This window comes from Paenibacillus sp. FSL R10-2199 (genome assembly GCF_038000235.1).
GTDB classification, from domain to species: domain Bacteria; phylum Bacillota; class Bacilli; order Paenibacillales; family Paenibacillaceae; genus Paenibacillus_AQ; species Paenibacillus_AQ phytohabitans.
In genome coordinates, this window is the sequence record NZ_JBBOBO010000002.1 from 236112 (window position 1) to 254122 (window position 18011).

Below are 18011 nucleotides of genomic sequence, written 5' to 3' on the forward strand. Positions count from 1 at the left end.
AAAAATGTCTAAAACAAAAAAACGCAAGGAGCTTTCGCTCACATGCGCTTCAGGAACATTTGTATTCTCCGTATACCTAACTCTGATGATCATGTTCGGCATGTTCATTATTGCATTGCTCAACTACCTCAAAAAGAAATAGACCGCCTTAGTCCAAAGGATGCGGTCTATTTCTGCCCGTAGCACCTAAAAGCCTCCGCCCTTAAAAGCGGCTATTGCTCAGAGAGTCGTGTTGACGTTTTCAGTACAAAACCTACAATGAGGATTTCGCGGACTACATGCCGGCAGGTTATTCATCTTCGTCCTTATATTCTTCTTCGTCTCCGAACTTCGTCTTCTCACCGATATCGGCAAACAGCTCGTAGCCATTTTCAGAGCGTGTCCAGTTTTTGATATTATCATAGAAACCAAAGGCGTGATCCAGATCAAAATCAAAGGCTTCAATCGAAATTTCCGCCAGAGCATACAATGAGTCTTCGGCAGCAATGACTATATTACGGAAAGGCCGTCCACGAACCGCACCGTTCCTGTCGCTTAAAGTTATTTTAAAGGCTATGCCTTCATTATTCTTCATCGTTCATCACCTCACTACTAAACTACTAAATCTGATATAAATAATCAACCGTGCTCTCCCAAGATTCCCCATCTTCTGCTATGCTAATAGAAATCCCAATAAGAAGCAGGAGGCACGAACTTGAATGGATGCATTTCAATATGAGCTTACTTCAGAGACTACAATTAATCTGAAATATGAGTATGGAGGCGAGTACTTCACGTTCAGCCTGTACCGGGATGACAGAGGCTGGGTGCTTCACCCCTTTGACGGCATTCTGCTGAGGAATCCGGCAATGTGCTCTCTTGTCGCCCAAGAGCTGTTCAAGCACAAGCCTTTTCAGGTCATGCTGGCAAAAGAGGGAATTCTTTTCACCGATATACGTTCCACTGTTAACCTCGATAATGTGAACACTCCGGTTGCCGCGCGCAATGAGCGGGAGTCCTACGATAACCCGGCTGATGACCTGATGGAATTTGTTCAGCAGCACTCGGTGGAAGAGGTCATTGATTACGAATGTAGTCTCGTCGAGAACCGCATCTCCTTTTATAGAGAAATCCTGCAGCGGATGTTCATGGACAATCTGGGCCCCTCGGATCCGGAATTCCAAAAGGTGCAGGATATTGTACGTATCTACGAACATTCTTTAGATAAGCTATCCAGTCTGAATGGTCCGAACCTCGATGCCGGAAGACGCGGCAGATTCTAAGCTCCTTCACGTATTCATTCAATTCTACTAATCTTATGAAAGGCTGGTTCCAATGACCGCTCAGCTGATAAAGGGACAAAAATGCAACTTAACAAAAGATACGCCTCTCCTTACCCGTATCATCGTCGGAATGGGCTGGCACAATACGGGCTCTGCGGTTGAGGTTGATTTTTCCGCCTTTTTGCTTACGCCATCCCAGAGCGTCTCAAAAGATGAGGACCTAATTTTTTATGGCAACCCTTCTACTCCGGACCAATCTGTATGTGTATTGCAGTCTGATAAAAAAGCCTACGCAGGGTTAACCGACAACACACAAATCGCTGTCAGTCTCAGTCAGATTCCCGCAGAATACGAGCGGATTGCATTTGCACTAACGATCTATGAGGCTGAGAAGCGGCAGCACAGCTTCTCGCTGCTGGACGATGCATATTTACGGATCATCAACGCTGCTGATGGAACTGAGCTTCTCCGCTACAGGCTGGGTAAAGCGTTCACTGTAGAGACCGCGATTGTCGCCGGAGAAATCTACAGATACCAGAATGAATGGAAATTCAGCGCAGTGGGTTCCGGATATGCAGGCGGTTTAGCTGCCCTATGCCAAAGTTATGGGATTTGGGTCAATGACATTCTGCCGTCTGTTCAGCCCGCCAGCCGGGTCGTTCAGCCGCAGCAGTCTCCCCTTATTCTCCCTGAGCTGAGGTCACGGCCTAAACCGGCGGGTAATTTGCCTCCTTCTTCACCAGCTTCACCTCCAGCATCGCCAGCAGCACCGCCAGCCCCTCCATTAAATCCGGGTACCCTCCTGCTCAAGAAACGCGGGGAGCGGATCAATCTGCAGAAAGGGGCAGGATCACTAGGCGAGATTCTGATTAACCTGAACTGGGTGCAGACCCAATCATCCGGCTGGTTCGGCAGCAAAGGTATCGATCTTGATCTCGGTTGTCTGTTTGAATTAAAAAACGGGCTTAAGGGCTCTGTCCAGGCACTCGGTGAGTCCTTCGGCAGCTTGAACAGGCCGCCCTACATTTCCCTGGACGGGGATGACCGCACCGGATCGATCGCCACAGGTGAGAATCTGCGGATTAACGGCCATTATCTTTCCGAGATCAGCCGGATTGTTGTCTTTGCCTTTATCTATGAGGGAATCACGAACTGGTCGCAGGCTGACGCCCGTGTGACTATCAGGCAGCAGAACGGGCCTGAGATCGAGGTCCGGCTGGATGAGCACAACAATAATAAGGGAATGTGTGCCATCGCCATGATTCGTAATCAGCAGGACGAGACCTTCAGCGTGGAGCGGCTCGTAGAATATTTCGCCGGACACGAGGAATTAGATCAGCACTATAACTGGAATCTGAGATGGGAAGCCGGGAGCAAATAGAGGGGCTCGGTTGCGGACCAGAGAGTTCTTATTTCCTTGAAAAACCCTGTTTCGTATTTCTTACGGACACAGATGTACTTATTTGCAGATATTCGGGTGAAATATTGCCAGATGCCATGGGATAAGTACCGTATGGTCCGTTAGCTCGGCAAAATATGCTGATTATCAAAAAGGCAATTCGATAATTCAGCTTACTACACACTCCTACGAAATAAATTGAATTCACTTTTCACTTCGCGTTATAATAGAAGACATAGGTTTTGAAGCACACGCCGCTTTTAATGCTCTCCCCCATCCGAGACTGATTTAAGGAAGAGGTGAGTATTAAGGCGGCTTTTTGGCGAGGGAAAATAGCGCTCAAGGAGGAGCACCGCGAAAAACAATCTTGAGAATGAAAGTAACCACTGGCGAAAGGAGTTACTCGGTAAAGGATTAGGCCATGGAACCGTTGAGTTCCTCCGCACAGTATGGTTTCTGGCAATCGGGAATCTGGATCATTTGTTTCCGGAATGGGAAGTGCGCGACTTCAATAACGGGTACCGACATTTGGATTTGGCTTATATGCCTGGAGGTGTAAAGGGCGGAATTGAGATTCAGGGCTAAGGACCTCATGCCAGAGATCTTGATGTTAGATTGGATATCGCAAGCGGCGGGCAGCAGCGTAATCGTGCCTATCAGCTAAGAGTTTAACTAAGTAACAGGGGTGGGCAGCATGCTAAATTGCCTGATAATTTGATCTGTTCTTATAACGATCTTTAGGGGAGGAATGGTTGCCTGGCGTCAAAACTAGGGAATGGTTTATAAATAATAGTGTTGTATGCAACAACAAATGGCACTATGTCGCTCCGGTCGTGGCAGGTAGAGGCGTGTGAGTGGGCGGGCAAGAGGTGCAGCAGCTTAATTTGTTGCTTGTAGCGGATGGCTGAGTGTTCCCCCCGCTAACCGGGTAGATAGAACACTGGGGAGGCAAGCAGTACTGCAGTGATAAATATGATCTGAATTCCTATGCGCACCGGCAATTTCGGCACAGGCTTGCCGCCGGTTGTCAACTTGTTGCGGGCGGCATAGATATTGGCGGGGAGCATTGCGATAAGAAGCAAAACGAGGCACACTGAAGCAGCTGGTGAGAAAGCGGGCAGAAGGATACCGATAGCTCCGGCAATTTCCAAGATCCCGGTAACCGTCACAATCCATTCTTTCTGCGGAAAACCAGGCGGCACCATTCCTACCAAATCAGACCGCCGCCGCCCCCAATGAGCAGAAGCACCCATTAGGAGCATTATGGATACTGCCCATTGAATGGAGGTATGCCAGTCATTCCAATAAGTCACGCCCAGGAAACCAACCACCCGAAACAGCAAAAAGGATAAGATGAGCGCTCTAAAAGGAACCATTTCATAATCCTCCCTTAACTTTATTTTTTTAGAATTCCTGCCATAAAGTCCGATACCTCTTTCGCTGCAACAGACTTAGATGATGGGCGCAGGGATGCCCGCACACGCAGACCCAGTGACAGCAGTACGAACAATTCCGCCGTCTCATCAGGGTTCACGTTTTCTTTGATCACCCCGTGCCTTTGACCCGTTGTAATCCACTGCCTGGAGACTGATACCGACCGCTCATGAAAATGCGCAAGGACTTCCGCTACCGCCGGTTCATTCTCCTTGCCCAGCAAGTATAGAAGAACCTTATTGGTCGCTTCATGGCTGTCTTCCAATCCTGCAAGGCTCCTGGAGATGGCCAGCATCGGCCCGTCGAATGTTTTGTTAAGGCTGCCTGCCACTTCTTCCTCAAAACGTTCATTCACAGCTTCAAGCCGCTCCTCCAGCACCCAGGCAAAAATCTCATCCTTACTCTTTACATAATGGAATATTGCACCCTTCGATAATTGCGATTGCTCCATGATATCCTTTAAGGTGATCGCATGGCAGCTTTTATCCCGCAACAATTCCTTGGTTGCATCCAGTAGTTGCCGGATGGTCTGCTTCCGGCGATCTGAGTTCTTCATGGCGATTCTCCTCCTTCGTTCTGCTTGGACTTTAATTTATCATGATTATACATACCGACCATCGGTTTGTAAATAGAAAAGGGGGCTCAGATACCCAAGACAAATAAAAAAGAACAGCAGCTCTGCCGTTCTTGGGGATAATCAAGCCATTCTACTCTCAGACCTAATCTGTATATCTCGCCATTATATATGTACTGTAATATTTGCCGTCTGACAGGATACGGTCCTTCTTCAGTATCCCTTCAACTTCAAAACCAAGGCTTTGGTACAAGCGGATAGCCTTCTCATTGGTTTCCAGAACGCCGCTTAGAATGATTTTGGTTATTCCGTTTGCGTCAGCCCAGGAAATGGACGCCTGCAGAAGGTTTTTACCTACTCCGAAGCCCCAATATTGTTTCAAGACTCCTACCCCAAATTCCACCTTGTGCTTAAACCGCTGAAGATCATGTCCTTCACACCGGGAATAGCCAATGATTCTGCCGTCCGCTTCCGCAACCAGACATATATTCCGCGGATGGTTCGTATCCCTCTCAATAATTGTTTCAAATCCGGCTTCATCAATAAAAGCTTCTCCCGGCACCCGGTCCATATGCTCGGTCTCCCCGTCAAGCTGAAGCCTTACCCCGGACAGAGACTTCGCATCTGCCTTAACTGCTGAACGGATCGTGTAGTTTAAACCTTTGACAAGGTATTCCTGATTATCAATGATCATGGAATTACTCCCTTCTTAAAGAATCATTGACTAGCCGCGAAGAGTACACTGCGTGGAAACTATCCTTGAGTAAAGGCTGGTGCACCCCAGCCCCTCTTCATCAAATCGCAATTTGAAAATGAATCGGCTATCCAATCGTGATCTATTCGTTAGTAATTTGTATCGTTTCATCGGTGATTGTTCTTCCATCGCTCCCTAATGCTTGGATGGCAATTCGATGATTAATGACATCCCAGATATATTCCAGGTTAGATTCCAACCATCTTCTCCATTTATATCGTAACCGACAAGTTCTCTCTCTCCCCAAGCTTCTGTGCCCGTTGGGACCGCCAAAAAAAAGAATCGTTTCAACGTTTGTAGCATTTACGGAAACATCCAGTTCGCCGCTGTTCTTCGGAACTATGTACCAACTATCTTTTTTGGGGAAATTAGTTTCAACATTCGATATTCCAGGTGTAGTATCACCCGCCTGGGAAGAGATGCTCCCTTGATTTATAGAAAAGTCCCCGGAGGAACATGCTGTAAGAACGAATAGATAATTTTTGATATCCGTCTACAGCTATATATATGGTATGAAGAAACAACAAAAAAACGGCATCTCTGCCGTTTCTTCTGTGATGGACTCTCAGGGGCTCGAACCCTGGACAAATAGATTAAGAGTCTACTGCTCTACCAACTGAGCTAAGAGTCCGTAGTATGGTGGAGAATAGGGGGCTCGAACCCCTGACCTCATCGCTGCCAGCGATGCGCTCTCCCAGCTGAGCTAATTCCCCATACGCTTGATTTCGAATCACATTATGTATTCTGAAATCCATTTTGAGCGGTTCGCTCAAGTCGCTTTCAAGTTGTTATGTTTCGTAGGCGACTTCTATATAATACAGAAATTCAGCATCAGTGTCAACACTTTTATAAAATTAATTAATTTCTATGCAGAGGCGCTTCACACAGAGGCCAGCCTCACAATATCAAGGCTAGCCCCTTTATGCCAGGAATGGCACATTACCTCTTCACAAAGCCTCCTACAGCCCGTCCAGCTCCTCAGTCCCCTTAGAGAGCAGTCCCTTCAGTTCCTTCATAAACATGTTGATGTCCTTGAACTGACGGTACACGGACGCGAAGCGGACGTAAGCTACCTCATCTACAGGATAGAGCTGCTCCATGACCAGCTCGCCGATCTGGCGGCTCTCGATCTCGGCCAGGGCGATGCCGCGCAGGCTTTTCTCAACCTCGGATACGATGACTTCCAGACGCTCTACAGAAACGGGACGCTTCTCACAGGCGCGGATGAGGCCACGGAGGATTTTGTCACGGCTGAACTCTTCGCGGCTGCCGTCTTTTTTGATGACAATCAGCGGGGTCTCTTCAATCATTTCGAAGGTGGTGAAGCGGCGGCTGCACAGTTCGCATTCGCGCCTGCGGCGGATTGACTTATTCTCATTGGCTGGACGGGAGTCAAGCACTTTGGTATTGGTGTGATCACAGTAAGGGCATTTCATAAGCTTCATCACTTCCTCATAGTAAGAATGGGTATGCCCCGCTCCTGAAAACCCAGGCTACACGGGGATATGTTAATTTCCAGAAATCACCGTTTATTTGTTGTTATGAATATGGCAAGTCCGGCACATAATACAGTTACCAACCGATAGGAGGTGAACAGCAATGAGCCAAAACAACAGCTCCAATAACCTGGTAGCTCCAAATTCACGCGGTGCCTTGGAACAACTGAAATTCGAAGTTGCCCAAGAACTAGGTATCACCCTCTCCCCAGATGGATACCAAGGCAATAAAACTTCTTACGAAAACGGTTCGATCGGTGGTTACATCACTAAACGTCTTGTAACCCTGGCTGAACAGCAATTGGCAGGTCAATACAAATAACCTGTCTCCATAAGCTTGCCTAAAGAAGTATTGAACGGCCTCCGGGCCGTTTGATGCTTCTTTTTATGTCGGCACAAATGCAATATTTAAAGCAGAGCCTCAGAATTCACTGTAGAGCTCCGTGTATTGGTCATAATAATAAATGACGCGCTGTACATAATGACGGGTCTCGCCGAACGGGATATCCTTCACAGACGCTTCTGTTCCGTCCCACCGGCCTTCATCCAGCCAGCTCTGTACTTTGCCGGGTCCGGCATTATAGGCGGCTATAACCGCTGTCCGGTTGCCCTCAAACTGCCGCGAAAGCGTAGACAAATACCAGGTGCCCAGTTCGATATTGGAGGATGGCTCTTCTTTTAGCCGCTCAAGAGACACATCGGGAAGCTTGGCCTTTTCCAGCGCCCACTTGGCGGTATCCGGCATCAGCTGCATCAGTCCGAGTGCACCCTTTTTGGATTCGCGTCCGGTCTTGAAATTGGTCTCAACGCGGATAATTGACGCCACCAGGAACGGGTCCATCTCATAAGTAAGGCTGTGTTTGCGGATCTCATCTTTATAATGTATCGGATAAAACCACGACATCCAATTGGTACCCAGGAACAGGATCGCTGTAAAGCCGATAAACAGCAGCAGCAGTACTCTTTTTTTGCGCAGCCACTTCATCATGAGAGGCCCAGCCTGTCCCACAGGCCGGCAACCTGCCGCTCCGTAGCTCCGGGATCACCGCTGTTGTCGATCACATAGTCGGCTTTCCTGCGCTTCAGTTCGATGTCCATTTGCGACTTCAGCCGGTTCTCGGCTTGTTCCAGCGTCATTCCGTTCCGCGCCATGAGCCTGGCCAGTTGGACTCTGCGGGGCACATATACCACAATAATCTGATCGAATAAATTGTCCAGCTGTGATTCATAGAGCAGCGGAATATCCACAATAACCAGCCGTTGCGGATCTTCCTGATCTAACGCATACATACGGTCCTTAATTTCTGTGCGGATCGCCGGATGTGTCAGATTGTTCAAGGTCTGAAGTGCTTCCGGATCCCGGAAAACCATCTCCCCCAGCCTCGCCCGGTCCAGTGTTCCGTCCGGCTGCAGAATCGTCTCTCCAAAAGCCTGTACAGCAGCGGCCAGCACCGGATGTCCGGGGAGCATAACCTCTCTGGCGATGACGTCGGCATCCACCAGAGCAGCTCCCTTAGCGACAAACAGTGCGGACACGGTGCTTTTTCCGGAAGCAATCCCTCCGGTTAAGCCCATAATCATGTACTCACCTCATAATAGCTTCATTATACCCATTGCAATCAATAATAACGCCGGCAGAACAGCCGCATGCTTCATCCAGTAGCTGCCTGACAATCTTAGTCCTGTCTTCATCCCCAGCAGCAGGAAAGTTCCGCTGAACACAGCGATCATCAGCGAGGTCGACACCGGGCTGAACCCGAGCAGCGCAGCACCGAGACCGGCGCCGAAGGCATCCAGCGAGAGCGCAATGCCCAGGACCATAGCTTCCATGGAGGAAATACTCCCGGAAGCATCCATATCGGCGGAAGACGGGGTGCGGAGGATCTGAATGACTACTCCCAGATGCCGGAGCTCCAGTGAGAATACAGCCGGCTTCAGCACCTCTGCCTCTGCCTCAATCGCAGCGGCAGCAGCCGTCTCCAGCAAGGCTTGCCGGTCTGGCAACCCGTCTCCGGCTCCCAGCCCTGCTTCCCCCTGCTCCTTCTCTTTCTGTGTCAGCATCTGGAACAGCGACCAGCAGCCCATCAAGACGAGAATAACCGCTCCGATACTGGAAGCGGCATGCGGTGAGACCACCTTGGCCAGCAGCACGCCGACCTGCATAGACACACAAATGACTACCCCCGAACAGAGCGAGATAATCATAATTGAGAGCAAAGGAATTTTCATTTTACGCAGTCCATATGTAATGCCTACACCAAATCCGTCCAAACTAAGAGCAAACGCAAGCAGCAGCAATGACAACAATGGGCTCAGCACCCGCAATCCCTCCCGTGAAGAACCGGAACCTGGCGGCCTTGTCAGCCGGGTTCCGTTCGCCTTAATCAGCAATCTTCACACATTATATGGGCGGGACGGGCAGTGAGTGCCTGCCTTTTGATGAAGCATGGACAACACCGCTTAGAACTTCCTTATAAATCCACTTCATAAGCCCGGCTGAATGCTTACCTTATCTGCACCGGTACAGGCTGGCAGTTCGGACAATAATGCGTGCCCCGGCCGCCGACAACACTTTTCTCAATCAACGTTCCGCAGGTAGCGCAAGGCTGATCCTTGCGTCCGTATATGCGGTGCTGATCCTGGTAATTCCCGCTCTCCCCCTGGCCGTTGACATATGACTTCACCGAGGAGCCTCCCGCATTCACCGCCTCTGTCAAGGTTGCAACGATCGCATGATGCAGCCTGGCCAGATGGTCCTCCGAGAGAGAGTTTGCGGCTTCTTCCGGATGAATACCGGCACGGTGCAGGGATTCATCCACATAAATATTGCCGATACCGACGATATATTCCTGATTCAGCAGCAGCGGCTTAATTTTGGTGCTTCTCCGCGAGACAATCTGTTTGAAACGCTCCAGGGTGAAATCTGCATCCAGCGGTTCCTGTCCCAGCTTATTCAGCGGCTTCAGCAGCAGATCCTCACCCGGCTGGAACAGATGCATCGTTCCGAACTGGCGCACATCGGTATAACGCAGCTCCGTACCATCGGTGAAATGGAAAATCACATGAGTATGCTTGTCCAGCGGCTCGCCCTCCCGGTACACCCCGTAACGGCCTTCCATCCGCAGATGGGAGACCATCACAAGTCCATCGAAGACGAACCGCAGGAACTTGCCTCTGCGCTCAACCGTTACTACGCTATGGCCTGCCAGCATATGGGCAAAAGCCTGAATATCATCCGGCCGCTGAATAATCCGCGGCAGCCGGACGGTGACATGCTCTATCTGCTTGCCTGTAATTAAATCATTAAGTGTTCTTCTGACTGTTTCGACTTCCGGCAGTTCCGGCATAATGGCTCACCTCCATTCCATTATACCGGATATCCAGCGGATGCGGGGAGCCTATTTCGCTTCATACCAGTTACTGCCAAAACTTACCTCTGCCTTCAAGGGAACGGACAGCTTCAGCGCTCCGGCCATAACCTCCGGCAGCAACTGCTTCATCTGCTCCAGTTCATCTTCCGGCACCTCGAACACAAGCTCATCGTGCACCTGCAGCAGCATGCGGCTCTTCAGCCCGCGCTCGTACAGGGCCTTGTCCATGTGAACCATTGCCAGCTTGATAATATCGGCAGCCGTTCCCTGGATCGGCGTATTCATGGCGGTACGTTCGGCGAAAGAACGCAGATTGAAGTTCTTCGCATTGATCTCCGGCAGATAGCGTCGGCGCTCCAGCAATGTGGTCACATACCCCTGCTTGCGTGCCTCGACCACGATATCATCCATATAGCGGCGGACACCCTTGAACACTTCGAAATACTGTTCAATGAACTGGGCCGCTTCCTTGCGCGGAATGTTCAGGTTCTGTGACAGGCCATAATCACTGATGCCATACACAATCCCGAAGTTAACCGCCTTGGCAGAACGGCGCATATTGCTGTCCACCATATCGGCTGTAACGCCGAATACGTCCATAGCGGTCTTCGTGTGAATATCCATGTCTTCTACAAAAGCTTCCTTCATCCGCTCATCGCCGGAGATATGTGCCAGCACCCGCAGCTCAATCTGCGAGTAATCCGCCGCCAGAATCGACCAGCCGGGTTCGGAAGGCACGAACACCTTACGGATCTTGCGGCCTTCTTCCAGCCGGATCGGAATATTCTGCAGGTTCGGGAACTGGCTGCTGAGACGTCCCGTTGCGGCAATCGTCTGCCGGTAGAAAGTATGGACCTTGCCGGTCTCCGGCGAGATTTCCTTCAGCAGGCCTTCCACATAGGTGGATTGCAGCTTGGCAATGGAACGGTATTGCAGGATCAGGCGCACAGCGTCATGGTAAGGAGCCAGCTTCTCCAGTACCTCGGCATCGGTGGAATACCCGGTCTTCGTCTTCTTCACGACAGGCAGGCCGAGCTTCACGAACAGGATTTCCCCCAGCTGCTTCGGTGAATTGAGATTGAATTCTGTTCCGCAGATCGAATAGATTTCTCCTACCAGCCGGGAGATTTGTGCTTCGAATTCTTTGCCGAGCTCTATGAGGTCATCTTTGTTAACCGCAATGCCCTGCTTCTCCATATCGGCAAGAATCCGCGAGAGCGGCATTTCCAGATCCTGAAACAGTCCGGTCATCGCGGTCTCTTCCAGCTCCTCCTGCTGCTTCTGCACGATGCCGAGCACGGTTGCGCTCTTGCGGGCTACGTGATTTCCGAGAATCTCAAGCTCCGGTATTCTATATTTGGCCCCTTTGCCGAATACATCTTCATCAGGCGATAAGCGGGGCAGTCCGTATTTGCTCGTGAGGTCATTCAGATTCTGGTTCGCTTCCGTCGGGTCGAGCAGATATGCGGTAAGCTGGACATCATTAGCAGCTCCGGCAAAAGCAATCCCCTGCCAATGCAGCGCCAGATCGGCACGGTGCAGGTCATACCCGCTCTTCGGCGCTTTGTCATCGCCGAGCCAGTCCCGCAGCGGCGCCGCTGCGGCGCTCTTCAGCAGGGCAAACGGCACGAAGTAGTGCTGATCCGGCGAAGACAGCCCGAGACCAATGACCTCTGCACGGTGCGGATTCTCACCATTCGATTCCACATGCAGCGCCGAAATGCCCGGCAGCGCAGCAATCAGGTCAGCCAATCCGGCTTCATCCACTATAGTGATATTAAGCGCTGCCGCTTCCACCGCTGCTGGATCTGAACTGCTGCCATCGGCCGCATGCGAATAAGCGCTCAGTGACAGGCGTTCGAGCAGGGATTTGAATTCGAGCTTAGCGAGTGCAGGACCAGCCGTATCCGTATTGATACCGCTGAAGACCATATCCTCCCAGGCATGCGCCAGCGGAACTTCGCGGTAGATCGTCGCCAGCTTCTTGCTCATGATGGCGCTGTCAGCATGCTCCTCCAGCTTTTCCTTCATTTTGCCCTTCAGCTCACCGGTTCCGGCCAGTACCCCTTCTACTGATCCGAACTGCTGGAGCAGCTTGAGCGCTGTCTTCTCCCCTACTCCCGGCACACCGGGAATATTGTCACTGGCATCGCCCATCAGCCCTTTCAGATCGATGATCTGCTCCGGGGTAAGATCATATTTGTCCCGGATCTGCTGCGGCCCGTACAGCTCTACTTCCGTAACGCCCTTACGGACCAGCGCGACGGTTGTATGCTCTGACGCCAGCTGCAGCATGTCCTTATCCCCGGACACAATCATTACCTGCCGCCCTGCGGCATCCGCCTCGCGGGAGATGGTGCCGATAATATCGTCAGCTTCATAGCCGCCGATCTCAAACTGCGGCACCCCTAATCCCTGCAGCAATTCCTTCAGCAGCGGGAACTGTTCGGACAATTCCGGCGGGGTCTTTTGGCGTCCGCCTTTATAGTCTTCATACCCTTCATGCCGGAAGGTAATCTTCCCGGCGTCGAAGGCCACAATCATATGACTCGGCTTATGCTCTTCAATCAAACGCAGAAGCATCGTCGTGAAACCGTACACCGCATTCGTCTGCTGTCCTGCTGTATTCGTCAGCGGCGGCATCGCGAAAAACGCCCGGTAAATGATATTATTTCCATCAATCAGTATCAGCTTGTCCACTCTAGCACCTCGCCTTTATCTTGCTTACTTCTTATATAGTACCATATGCCCCGCACCAAGTTGAAACATAAGGATGATTGATTTTAGTGAAGCCTATTCATGAAGCCCGCCGGATTCACGCGGGGTCTGCAGCTTATGGCATCCTAAGCAGGATTTCCAATCAGACAGCGCTTTAAAACAAAAAAGGCAAGCCTCCGGGGATGAAGGCTTGCTGTCGTGCCTGATGCTTTTATTGATTCAGATCCGGACGTTTGCCCGTTACAAGATAAACTACGCTCTCGCCAATGTTGGTCGCATGATCCGCGATACGCTCAATATAGCGGCCAACCAGCGTAAGCAGCATAGCTTGATTAACCGACTCGGGCTTCTGAACCATGTAAGTGTACAGTTCATTAATCATTGCACTGTACAGCCCGTCGACCTGATCGTCGTCCTGGGCCATTTTGTAGGCCAGATCCGTATTCTCATCCAGATAGGACTGAATTGCCTCTGAGATCATTACCGTAACAATCTCGGCCATCCGCGGAATATCCACAAGCGGTTTAATCAGCTGCTGCCCTTGGATCCGCATCGTTACCTTAGCCACATCCAGTGCCAGATCGCCCATACGTTCGAGGTCACTGGAGATTTTGAAGGCTACAATGATGCGGCGCAGATCCTTGGCTACCGGCTGCTGGGTGATGATCAGCCGTGAGCCGATCTCCATAATCCGGTCTTCCATCGCATTCAGCCGTAAATCGTTCTTAACAATTTCCTGTGCCCGTACGGTGTCCAGATTCTGCAAAGCAAGTACTGCACCTTCCAGCGCATCCGTAACATGCTCGCCCATCTGCTCCAGCAGACTACGCAGCTCTTCCAGATCTTTATCGAATTCTTTTCTGCGAATCATATTGAAAACGATCCTCCTCAAAAACATATGGTCATATAGAGTGAACTTAAGAATACGCCGTAAAGCATTCTTAAGTTCAGCTTATACCGCTGATTTCCTTCCGGGAACGGATTCCTCTGCCGTTTAACCGAAGCGTCCGGATATATAATCTTCAGTGCGGGAGTCTTTGGGATTCGAGAACAGCAGTTCCGTATCCTGAGCCTCCACGATAACGCCGTTCAGGAAAAATACGGTGCGCCCCGACACCCGGGCGGCCTGATGCATATTATGCGTGACCATTACAATCGTATACTTATCCCGCAGCTCCTGTACCAGCTCCTCAATCTTCAGCGTGGACACCGGATCAAGTGCGGAGGTGGCCTCGTCCATCAGCAGAATATCCGGCTGTACGGCAAGGGCTCTGGCGATGCAGAGACGCTGCTGCTGGCCACCGGACAAGCTGAGTGCAGACTTTTTGAGGAAATCCTTCACTTCCTCCCAGAGTGCGGATTGGCGCAGGCTTTGCTCCACAATGACATCAAGCTCGGCTTTGCCCTTCACCCCATGGAGGCGCGGACCATAAGCTACATTGTCATAAATCGACTTGGGAAAAGGATTGGGCTGCTGGAACACCATACCTACCTGCTTGCGCAGACTTTCCACTTCAATCTCGTCGCTGTAAATATTTTTACCGCCGATGTTTACTGTTCCTTCAATACGCGTTCCGGGAATCATGTCGTTCATTCGGTTTAGGGTACGCAGCAGCGTGGACTTTCCGCAGCCGGAAGGACCGATAAAAGCGGTAACCTGTTTCTCCGGAATTTGCAGATCCACATTCTTCAGCGCGTGAAATGACTCATAGTAGAGATCAAGTTTCTCTATGTCAATGATGGATTTCATTAGTTTCTGTTGTCTCCTTCTCATCATCTTCGTTCCCCATGATAAGCTTTCAGTGTAAATAGAGCTCCAGAGAATTGTTAACGCTGTGTAAAATCAAAATTCAGCAGGACAGGTGTATCTGAAAAAGAACACCGCCATATCAAATGACTGGTGTTCTCTTCTTGTTCACGACCAGCTTATAGCCGACCCCGCGGATGGAATCAATATGCACGGATTCAGGATCAAGCTCAAGCTTCTTGCGCAGCGAGCTGACATGAACGTCTACAGTACGCTGGCCGCCGATATAATCAAAACCCCAGACCGCATTCATCAGATCATCACGCGTCAGAACCACACCCGGCTTCCGGGCCAGATACAGCAGGACTTCAAACTCCTTGGGACGCAGATTAATGCTCTGTCCGCCCAGAGAGACTTCATAACGTTCCGGGTAGATTTCCAGCTGTCCCAGGATAATGGTCGAAGCAGATACCGCCGTTTCCGGTGGGGCTTCCTCGGCAAGACCGGATATCCGGCGCAGGACCGCGCTGACACGGGCCAGTAATTCGGAGACGCCAAACGGCTTGGTTATGTAATCGTCGGCCCCCGATTTCAGGCCCCGGACTACATCTTCTTCGGCATTCTTGGCCGTCAGTACAATGACCGGTGTACGTATGCCCTGTCCACGCAATTTATCCAGAATGTCAATGCCGTTCATGCCGGGCAGCATAAGATCCAGTACGATCAAATCAAAAGGTTCTCTAGTCGCACGGTCATATCCTGCCGTTCCATGATCCTCCACCGTCACTTCATAGCCTTCCTGTGTCAAATTATAAGACAGCAGCCGGGCCAGTGTCGGTTCGTCTTCAATGACAAGCAATCGTTGTGCCATAGGTTCCCCCGTCTTTTCATAGGTTATTAAATTTACAAAACTGCACACATGCACATCATAGCACCACAATGTTAACTTGGTGTAAAATTACGAATTTAATATTACCCCTTTGCCAGCATACAATCAAATCAGGACATACGCCCTATCCACGGGCTAAAGAAGGATGTCCTGCCAGAATTGAATCGTTGCTTGCAGGTTACTCGTTCTCTTCCTGCAGCAGCGGAAGTTCCAGGATAAAAGAGCTGCCGATGCCCAGATCGCTCTCTACTGTAATTGATCCTCTGTGCAGCTCTACCAGATGCTTCACGATGGACAAGCCCAGGCCGGTTCCGCCGGAGCTTCTGGAGCGGGCTTTGTCCACCCGGTAGAAGCGCTCGAAGATCCGCGGCAGATCCTTGCGCGGAATCCCCATGCCCGTATCGCTCACGGTAAAGCGCACACTCTCCGTTCCGTCTGCCTTTTGAACGTTGGCTACGGTTACCCTTACATTTCCCCCGTCCTGCGTGTAGTTAATCGCATTCGAGAGCAGATTCATGAAGATCTGGCGCAGCTTGTCTTCATCCCCCTCGATAAACAGCTCCGCAGGTACATCCGAGCTCAAGGTGATCTTCTTTTTCTCCGCCACCTTGCTGAGTGTTTCCAGCACAGAATCGAAGAACTCGATCAAATGAACCGGCGAGCAGTCCAGCTGGACGCGTTTGGATTCGATTTTGGACAATTCCAGAATATCTCCAATCAGGCGGTTGAGCCGTTCGTTCTCATCATAAATAATCTGCAGGAACGAACGTGCGGTCTTCTCATCCGTAACGCCTCCGCCGAGCAGGGTTTCGGCGAAGCCTTTTACCGCAGCTACCGGTGTCTTCAGCTCATGGGAGACATTCGCGACGAATTCGCTGCGCATTTTCTCCAGACGGCGGATTTCCGTCACCTCCTGCAGCAGGAACAGCATTCCCCGGGTGGAGCCGTCCTGAATCATCGGCACTCCGTCCAGGCGTACAATCCGCTCCACCGGATTATAGATAATACGCTCTTCATGGACCGGTTCATTACGGGATACGCCTTCTTCAATCAGCCGGGTCAGCTCATAATGATGTTTGATTTCTTTGTAGGAATGCCCGGTCATCTCGCTGTTCTTCACATCAAGGAGCCGTTCTGCCGCACGGTTGAGCAGGGCAATCTCCCCTTCGGCGTTAATCATCACGATCCCGCCGGTCATATTATCGAGTACGCTTTGCAGCAGATCCTCGTTGTCGCGGATGGTCTTCAATTGGGCCTGCAGACTGTCTGCCATCGCGTTGATCGCTGTTGCCAGCTGGCCGATCTCGTCCTTGCGCTTCATCGGCACACGGGCATCGTAATCCAGATCGGTGATACGCCGCGCGACTCTGGTAATCTGCTCAAGTGGCGAGGTCATGCTGGAGGCTACCTTATAGCTCACAAAAGTGGCCGCAATAAACAGCAGCACGAGTCCCCCAGCCATAATCATCCACGCCCGGTTCAGTCCTTCCGTCACTGCATCCAGTCCCATGGAGAGCCGGATATATCCGTCGAAGCCCTGGTCAGAGACTACCGCACCAGCTACATAGAGCATTTCGCGGTCCAGCGTATCACTGTAGCGGATTGCCCGGCCAATCCCTTCTTTCGCGGCGAGCAGCTCCTCTTCCCGGGTAGAGTGGTTGTCCATTTCCAGCGGATTGCGCTCCGAATCGCCAATCACCCGGCCTTCCTTCGTAATGAAGGTGATGCGCGATCCTGTCAGTGTGGATATCGTCCGGGCCTGGTCTGTATAGTAATCCATGGCGTCCGGACTGTGCATATCCTTGAACGTAAACGTGCCGGAGAGCAGATTTATTTCCCGGGACATGTTTTCTTCCAGTACGGAAATATGTGAGTCCTTAAACAGCTGGGCCATAGTAATGCCAGCCCCGGTCATGGATATCCCGATCAGGGCCATGAGTATGAATGTAAGCCGAACGCGGAACGGTTTCATCAGTAGTAGTCCTCTTTCTTATCATTGTGTCCTTGTGAACATCCTACCTCCATTTTCGGCAAAATACCAGATCCGGCGGCGATTATCAACGGAGTGTAAAATGGGTTGCATGAACAGATATTATAGTCTTGGAGTAAAAGCTGCTTTAGCACTTGGATGGACGCTCCGCAAACGGACCGTTGTTCTGATCGGAGTAGGAGCAACGTTAGAACTCGCTGTGGACGCTCCTCCGATCGGAGTAGGAGCAACGTTAGAACTTGCTGTGGACGCTCCGCAAACGGACCGTTGTTCCGATCGCTGTTGTTCCCGGATTTTATTTATTCTCCTTAGCGGTGAAAATCCGTGAACAAAGGCGAACGCTATCGCTTCTCCACAATCAGTCCGTCCGCTCCGCT

Annotated in this window: 18 protein-coding genes, 2 tRNA genes and 1 pseudogene; 5 read left to right on the top strand and 16 right to left on the bottom strand. The window is 50.9% G+C overall.

Annotation, left to right across the window (positions count from 1 at the left end; all coding sequences use genetic code 11):
* The first annotated feature begins 4 nt into the window (after positions 1–4).
* On the top strand, positions 5–142 hold the full coding sequence (locus NYE33_RS36595) for a putative holin-like toxin (protein ID WP_445669825.1): 138 nt from the start codon (positions 5–7) through the stop codon (positions 140–142).
* Positions 143–289: 147 nt separating this feature from the next.
* Here NYE33_RS36595 and NYE33_RS29150 read toward each other — a convergent pair whose 3' ends face one another.
* Positions 290–574, bottom strand: coding sequence for a hypothetical protein (locus NYE33_RS29150; RefSeq protein WP_340947122.1), 285 nt, complete (start codon positions 572–574; stop codon positions 290–292).
* Between the two features lie 124 nt (positions 575–698).
* Between NYE33_RS29150 and NYE33_RS29155 the strand changes: the two genes are divergently transcribed.
* The 3 genes and pseudogenes from NYE33_RS29155 to NYE33_RS29165 form a co-directional block, all read left to right on the top strand.
* Entirely contained in the window at positions 699–1262 is a 564-nt protein-coding gene (locus tag NYE33_RS29155; protein ID WP_042135460.1) for a hypothetical protein, read from the top strand.
* Positions 1263–1314: 52 nt separating this feature from the next.
* The gene (locus NYE33_RS29160; protein WP_340947125.1) at positions 1315–2643 is read left to right on the top strand and encodes a TerD family protein; all 1329 of its coding nucleotides are present in this window, start codon (positions 1315–1317) and stop codon (positions 2641–2643) included.
* Positions 2644–3024: 381 nt separating this feature from the next.
* Positions 3025–3243: pseudogene (locus tag NYE33_RS29165) on the top strand (transcriptional regulator); the annotation flags it as partial.
* Between the two features lie 338 nt (positions 3244–3581).
* Here the strand turns inward: NYE33_RS29165 and NYE33_RS29170 are convergent.
* The 6 genes from NYE33_RS29170 to nrdR all read right to left on the bottom strand — a co-directional run bounded on the left by NYE33_RS29170 (position 3582) and on the right by nrdR (position 6859).
* On the bottom strand, positions 3582–4037 hold the full coding sequence (locus NYE33_RS29170) for a DoxX family protein (RefSeq protein ID WP_336102936.1): 456 nt from the start codon (positions 4035–4037) through the stop codon (positions 3582–3584).
* 20 nt (positions 4038–4057) lie between these two features.
* Positions 4058–4651 (bottom strand): TetR/AcrR family transcriptional regulator, encoded by a 594-nt coding sequence (locus tag NYE33_RS29175; RefSeq protein ID WP_039305056.1) that lies wholly within the window; start codon positions 4649–4651, stop codon positions 4058–4060.
* A 163-nt stretch (positions 4652–4814) separates the two neighbouring features.
* Positions 4815–5363, bottom strand: coding sequence for a GNAT family N-acetyltransferase (locus tag NYE33_RS29180; protein ID WP_076242757.1), 549 nt, complete (start codon positions 5361–5363; stop codon positions 4815–4817).
* Between the two features lie 618 nt (positions 5364–5981).
* Positions 5982–6054, bottom strand: a tRNA-Lys gene (locus NYE33_RS29185).
* A gap of 6 nt (positions 6055–6060) precedes the next feature.
* A tRNA-Ala gene (locus tag NYE33_RS29190) sits at positions 6061–6136 on the bottom strand.
* Between the two features lie 246 nt (positions 6137–6382).
* Positions 6383–6859, bottom strand: coding sequence for a transcriptional regulator NrdR (gene nrdR / locus NYE33_RS29195; protein WP_039305242.1), 477 nt, complete (start codon positions 6857–6859; stop codon positions 6383–6385).
* A 163-nt stretch (positions 6860–7022) separates the two neighbouring features.
* Here nrdR and NYE33_RS29200 point away from each other — a divergent pair, with 163 nt between their 5' ends.
* Complete coding sequence (locus NYE33_RS29200; protein ID WP_039305013.1) at positions 7023–7241, top strand: alpha/beta-type small acid-soluble spore protein; 219 nt, start codon at positions 7023–7025, stop codon at positions 7239–7241.
* 99 nt (positions 7242–7340) lie between these two features.
* On the opposite strand, the gene NYE33_RS29205 is transcribed toward NYE33_RS29200, so the two are convergent.
* The 9 genes from NYE33_RS29205 to pnpS form a co-directional block, all read right to left on the bottom strand.
* Complete coding sequence (locus NYE33_RS29205) at positions 7341–7904, bottom strand: lytic transglycosylase domain-containing protein (RefSeq protein WP_076242860.1); 564 nt, start codon at positions 7902–7904, stop codon at positions 7341–7343.
* Positions 7904–8500, bottom strand: a complete 597-nt coding sequence (coaE, locus tag NYE33_RS29210; protein WP_042135448.1) for a dephospho-CoA kinase — start codon at positions 8498–8500, stop codon at positions 7904–7906. Before coaE ends, NYE33_RS29205 begins: the two co-directional genes overlap by 1 nt.
* 9 nt (positions 8501–8509) lie before the next feature.
* Positions 8510–9238 (bottom strand): manganese efflux pump, encoded by a 729-nt coding sequence (locus NYE33_RS29215; RefSeq protein WP_042135446.1) that lies wholly within the window; start codon positions 9236–9238, stop codon positions 8510–8512.
* A 185-nt stretch (positions 9239–9423) separates the two neighbouring features.
* Positions 9424–10266 carry a DNA-formamidopyrimidine glycosylase gene (mutM, locus tag NYE33_RS29220; RefSeq protein WP_076242756.1) on the bottom strand — a complete coding sequence of 281 codons (843 nt, stop codon included), beginning with the start codon at positions 10264–10266 and terminating at the stop codon, positions 9424–9426.
* Positions 10267–10317: 51 nt separating this feature from the next.
* Positions 10318–12990 carry a DNA polymerase I gene (polA, locus tag NYE33_RS29225; RefSeq protein ID WP_341068905.1) on the bottom strand — a complete coding sequence of 891 codons (2673 nt, stop codon included), beginning with the start codon at positions 12988–12990 and terminating at the stop codon, positions 10318–10320.
* Between the two features lie 229 nt (positions 12991–13219).
* On the bottom strand, positions 13220–13879 hold the full coding sequence (gene phoU, locus NYE33_RS29230; protein WP_042211754.1) for a phosphate signaling complex protein PhoU: 660 nt from the start codon (positions 13877–13879) through the stop codon (positions 13220–13222).
* 123 nt (positions 13880–14002) lie between these two features.
* A complete protein-coding gene (pstB, locus tag NYE33_RS29235; protein WP_039304980.1) occupies positions 14003–14758 on the bottom strand; it encodes a phosphate ABC transporter ATP-binding protein PstB in 756 nt (251 codons plus the stop codon).
* Positions 14759–14897: 139 nt separating this feature from the next.
* Positions 14898–15626, bottom strand: a complete 729-nt coding sequence (locus tag NYE33_RS29240; protein WP_039304977.1) for a response regulator transcription factor — start codon at positions 15624–15626, stop codon at positions 14898–14900.
* 196 nt (positions 15627–15822) lie between these two features.
* Positions 15823–17616 (bottom strand): two-component system histidine kinase PnpS, encoded by a 1794-nt coding sequence (pnpS, locus tag NYE33_RS29245; protein WP_042135439.1) that lies wholly within the window; start codon positions 17614–17616, stop codon positions 15823–15825.
* Positions 17617–18011 lie beyond the last annotated feature (395 nt).

Bases quoted from the DNA above. Each gene is read 5' to 3' on its own strand.
- NYE33_RS36595 (WP_445669825.1), top strand. From the start codon at position 5: ATGTCTAAAACAAAAAAACGCAAGGAGCTTTCGCTCACATGCGCTTCA.
- NYE33_RS29150 (WP_340947122.1), bottom strand. From the start codon at position 574: ATGAAGAATAATGAAGGCATAGCCTTTAAAATAACTTTAAGCGACAGG.
- NYE33_RS29155 (WP_042135460.1), top strand. From the start codon at position 699: ATGGATGCATTTCAATATGAGCTTACTTCAGAGACTACAATTAATCTG.
- NYE33_RS29160 (WP_340947125.1), top strand. From the start codon at position 1,315: ATGACCGCTCAGCTGATAAAGGGACAAAAATGCAACTTAACAAAAGAT.
- NYE33_RS29170 (WP_336102936.1), bottom strand. From the start codon at position 4,037: ATGGTTCCTTTTAGAGCGCTCATCTTATCCTTTTTGCTGTTTCGGGTG.
- NYE33_RS29175 (WP_039305056.1), bottom strand. From the start codon at position 4,651: ATGAAGAACTCAGATCGCCGGAAGCAGACCATCCGGCAACTACTGGAT.
- NYE33_RS29180 (WP_076242757.1), bottom strand. From the start codon at position 5,363: ATGATCATTGATAATCAGGAATACCTTGTCAAAGGTTTAAACTACACG.
- nrdR (WP_039305242.1), bottom strand. From the start codon at position 6,859: ATGAAATGCCCTTACTGTGATCACACCAATACCAAAGTGCTTGACTCC.
- NYE33_RS29200 (WP_039305013.1), top strand. From the start codon at position 7,023: ATGAGCCAAAACAACAGCTCCAATAACCTGGTAGCTCCAAATTCACGC.
- NYE33_RS29205 (WP_076242860.1), bottom strand. From the start codon at position 7,904: ATGAAGTGGCTGCGCAAAAAAAGAGTACTGCTGCTGCTGTTTATCGGC.
- coaE (WP_042135448.1), bottom strand. From the start codon at position 8,500: ATGATTATGGGCTTAACCGGAGGGATTGCTTCCGGAAAAAGCACCGTG.
- mutM (WP_076242756.1), bottom strand. From the start codon at position 10,266: ATGCCGGAACTGCCGGAAGTCGAAACAGTCAGAAGAACACTTAATGAT.
- phoU (WP_042211754.1), bottom strand. From the start codon at position 13,879: ATGATTCGCAGAAAAGAATTCGATAAAGATCTGGAAGAGCTGCGTAGT.
- pstB (WP_039304980.1), bottom strand. From the start codon at position 14,758: ATGAAATCCATCATTGACATAGAGAAACTTGATCTCTACTATGAGTCA.
- NYE33_RS29240 (WP_039304977.1), bottom strand. From the start codon at position 15,626: ATGGCACAACGATTGCTTGTCATTGAAGACGAACCGACACTGGCCCGG.
- pnpS (WP_042135439.1), bottom strand. From the start codon at position 17,616: ATGAAACCGTTCCGCGTTCGGCTTACATTCATACTCATGGCCCTGATC.